We start from the raw sequence: 3141 nt of genomic DNA on the forward strand, positions 1-3141 counted from the left end.
CGGACCTGCTGGCCGCCGCCCTGTTCCTCGACCGCATCGACCGGAGCTTCGCCCCATGGAACGCCTGAGCTTCGACTACCCCGCCACCACGCTTGTGCCGCGGCGCGCCCATGTCGGCGTCGTCGGCTCCGGCAATCTCGAGGTGCTGATCGAGCCCTCGTCCGATGGCCAGGCCCATATCCGCGTCACCACCAGCGTCGACGGCTACGGCGCGGTGTGGCGGGCGGTGCTGGACCGGTTCATCGCCCGGCACGACGTCGCCGCCTCGGTCGAGATCAACGATTTCGGCGCCACGCCCGGCATGGTGGCGCTGCGCCTGGAGCAGGCGGTGGAGGCCACGCGGTCATGAACGCCATCGCAAGCCGCAGCAGCTTCATCGAGCTGACCGCCCGCGAGCGCGCCCGCGCGCTGCTGGACGAGGGCAGCTTCCGCGAGATCCTCGGGCCGTTCGACCGGCTGGTCTCGCCCTGGCTGCCGCTGCAGGGCATCCCGACCCAGTCCGACGACGGCGTGGTGCTGGCCCGCGGCCGTATCGACGGCCGGCCGGCGGTGGTCGCCGCGATCGAGAGCGCCTATCAGGGCGGCAGCATGGGCGAGGTCGGCGGCGCCAAGATCGCAGGCGCCCTGGAGCGCGCGCTGGCCGACCATGAGCACGGCATCCCGACCCGGCCGGTGATCCTGTTCGAGACCGGCGGCGTGCGGTTGCAGGAGGCCAATCTGGGCCTGGCCGCCATCGCCGAGATCCAGGCCGGGATCCTGGCGCTGCGGCCGCACGTGCCGGTGGTCGGCGTCGTCTCCGGCATGGTCGGCTGCTTCGGCGGCATGTCGCTGGCGGCGGCGCTGTGCAGCACGCTGATCGTCACCCGGCAAGCCCGCCTGGGCATGAACGGGCCGGAGGTGATCGAGCAGGAGGCCGGGATCGAGGAGCTGGACTCCTCCGACCGCAAGCTGATCTGGAGCCTGATCGGCGGCGAGCAACGCCGGGCCGCCGGCTTCGTCGACGCGCTTGTCGCGGATGACGCCGGGGCGATTGCCGCGGCGGTGCGCACGGCCTTCGCCACCGGCGTGACCGGGACCTATCGCAGCGCTGCGGTCGACCTGTACCGGGCGCGGCTGGCGGCGATCGACCCGGCTGCGCCGCCGACGCCGGAGCAGCTGCGGGACCTGTGGGGCGAGGAGAGCGTGTCATGAGCATCTCATCCGACAGCCGGGGCGACAGCCGGGGCCGGATCTGGCTTTCGGCCCTGGCCGGCCCGGCGACCGCCGTCGAGGGCACGTCGACCGTGCCGGCTGCGGACGCACCGCTGGGCGGCGAGGCCGCCCGCTTCATCGCGGTGGTGCCCGACCCGGCCAACCGCTTCCCGCGCGCCCGGCACGGCGAGGTCGGGCTGGAGGAGGGCTGGGGCCTGGCCGCCGCCGTTCGCACCGTGATCGAAGCCGACCGGAATACGGCCAAACGCCCGATCGTCGCGCTGGTCGACGTCACCAGCCAGGCCTATGGCCGGCAGGAGGAGATGCTGGGCATCCACCTGGCCTGCGCCGCGGCGGCCGACGCCTATGCCGCCGCCAGGCTGGCCGGCCATCCGGTGGTGGCGCTGCTGGTCGGCAAGGCGATGTCCGGCGCCTTCCTGGCCCATGGCTACCAGGCCAACCGGATCCTGGCGCTGGCCGATGACGGCGTGCTGGTCCACGCCATGGGGCGCGAGGCCGCTGCCCGCGTCACCCGCCGCACGGTCGCCGAGCTGGACCGGCTGGGCGAGCAGGTCCCGCCGATGGCCTATGGCATCCGCGCCTATGCCGGGCTGGGCCTGCTGCACCGGCTGATCGAGGGCGTGCCGGCCGATGCGCCGGGCGCCGCGGATGTCGAGCGGGTGCGGGACGAGCTGGCGGCGGCGGTGGCCGACATCCGTGCCTCCGGAGACCGCGACCTGTCCTCGCGCCTGACCTCGCCGGCGGCGCAGCAGGGCCGGCCCGCCTCGATCGAGGTGCGCCGGCGCCTGGCCGAGCAATGGGACGCGGCGTGAGATGATCGAGGACGGTAAGAGCGCGCGGCCTCTCCCGTTCCTACCGTCATTGCGAGGAGGCGAAGCCGACGAAGCAATCCAGGGGCCGGTTCGCACCGGCCGTGGATTGCTTCGCTGCGCTCGCAATGACGGTATTGGGGAGTCTGAAAAGGTTTCGCTTACCACGCAGCACCAGCCGCACGACCTGCTGCGGATCGATCCGGCGGCTATGGCCGAACTGACCCGAGACCTTCCCGGCTGGGCGATGCGGTCACTGGCGACGGTGCCGTGGGTGGTGGTGCGCCGGGTGCCGCCCTTCGGCGGGATGCTGCCGGTCGGCATCCGCGGGGCCGGCCGCGCCGAACGCTGCGCCGCCTGGCTGCCATCGGACGCCATCATCGACCGCCGGACGCCGGAGGATCTGGCTACCGCTTGCGCCTGGCATGGCCATCCGCGCGCGGCCGAGGTGCCGGCGCTGGCCGCCCTCGACGCCGTCGCGGATCTGCTCGCCGGCCACAGCTGGGGCCCGGCCGGAAGCGTCGGCTTCGAACTCGCCACCGGGCATGCGGCGGCGCATCGGGACAGCGATCTCGACATCGTGCTGCGTGCGCCGCACGGGATCGGCCGCGACGCGGCCGGCCGGCTGCTGGCGGGACTGGAGGCCCTGCCGGTCCATGTCGATGTCGCCGTGGAGACGCCGCTCGGCGCCTGCAGCCTGGCCGAGATCGCCGCGGGAGGCCCGGTCGCCATGAAGACCCTGGTCGGGCCGCGGCTGGTCCGCGATCCCTGGGCCGAGCCCGCATGAGCATCGCCTTCCTGTTCCCCGGCCAGGGGGCGCAGAGCCCCGGCTTCCTGCACCGGCTGCCGGACCACCCGGCCGTCGCCGGGACGCTGCAGGAGGCCGGCGCGGTACTGGGGCAGGATGTGCTGGCACTGGATGGGGAGACCGCCCTGCGGTCGACGGTGGCGGTGCAGCTCGGCCTTTTGGTCGCCGGCGTCGCCACGGCACGGTCGCTGGCGGCGGGGGGCGTCACCCCGGCCATGGCCGCCGGCCTGTCGATCGGGTCCTTCGCCGCCGCGGTGACGGCCGGGGCGATCGGATTCGCCGACGCGCTGCGCCTGGTCGACCGCCGGGCCT

At 74.0% G+C, this 3141-nt stretch carries 5 protein-coding genes; all 5 read left to right on the forward strand.

Annotation, left to right across the window (positions count from 1 at the left end; all coding sequences use genetic code 11):
* The first annotated feature begins 55 nt into the window (after positions 1-55).
* Complete coding sequence (locus P409_RS30350; RefSeq protein WP_034847231.1) at positions 56-349, forward strand: malonate decarboxylase subunit delta; 294 nt, start codon at positions 56-58, stop codon at positions 347-349.
* Positions 346-1191, forward strand: coding sequence for a biotin-independent malonate decarboxylase subunit beta (locus tag P409_RS30355; RefSeq protein ID WP_034847233.1), 846 nt, complete (start codon positions 346-348; stop codon positions 1189-1191). Before P409_RS30350 ends, P409_RS30355 begins: the two co-directional genes overlap by 4 nt.
* Positions 1188-2024 (forward strand): biotin-independent malonate decarboxylase subunit gamma, encoded by an 837-nt coding sequence (mdcE, locus tag P409_RS30360; protein ID WP_034847234.1) that lies wholly within the window; start codon positions 1188-1190, stop codon positions 2022-2024. The genes P409_RS30355 and mdcE overlap by 4 nt, the downstream gene beginning before the upstream one ends.
* A gap of 1 nt (position 2025) precedes the next feature.
* Complete coding sequence (locus P409_RS30365; RefSeq protein ID WP_081991937.1) at positions 2026-2808, forward strand: malonate decarboxylase holo-ACP synthase; 783 nt, start codon at positions 2026-2028, stop codon at positions 2806-2808.
* Positions 2805-3141: ACP S-malonyltransferase (locus P409_RS30370; RefSeq protein WP_034847236.1), on the forward strand; the 337-nt coding region annotated here is incomplete at its 3' end. The genes P409_RS30365 and P409_RS30370, both read left to right, overlap by 4 nt.

The sequence above is a fragment of the Inquilinus limosus MP06 genome (genome assembly GCF_000767795.1).
Classification (GTDB): Bacteria; Pseudomonadota; Alphaproteobacteria; order DSM-16000; family Inquilinaceae; genus Inquilinus; species Inquilinus limosus_E.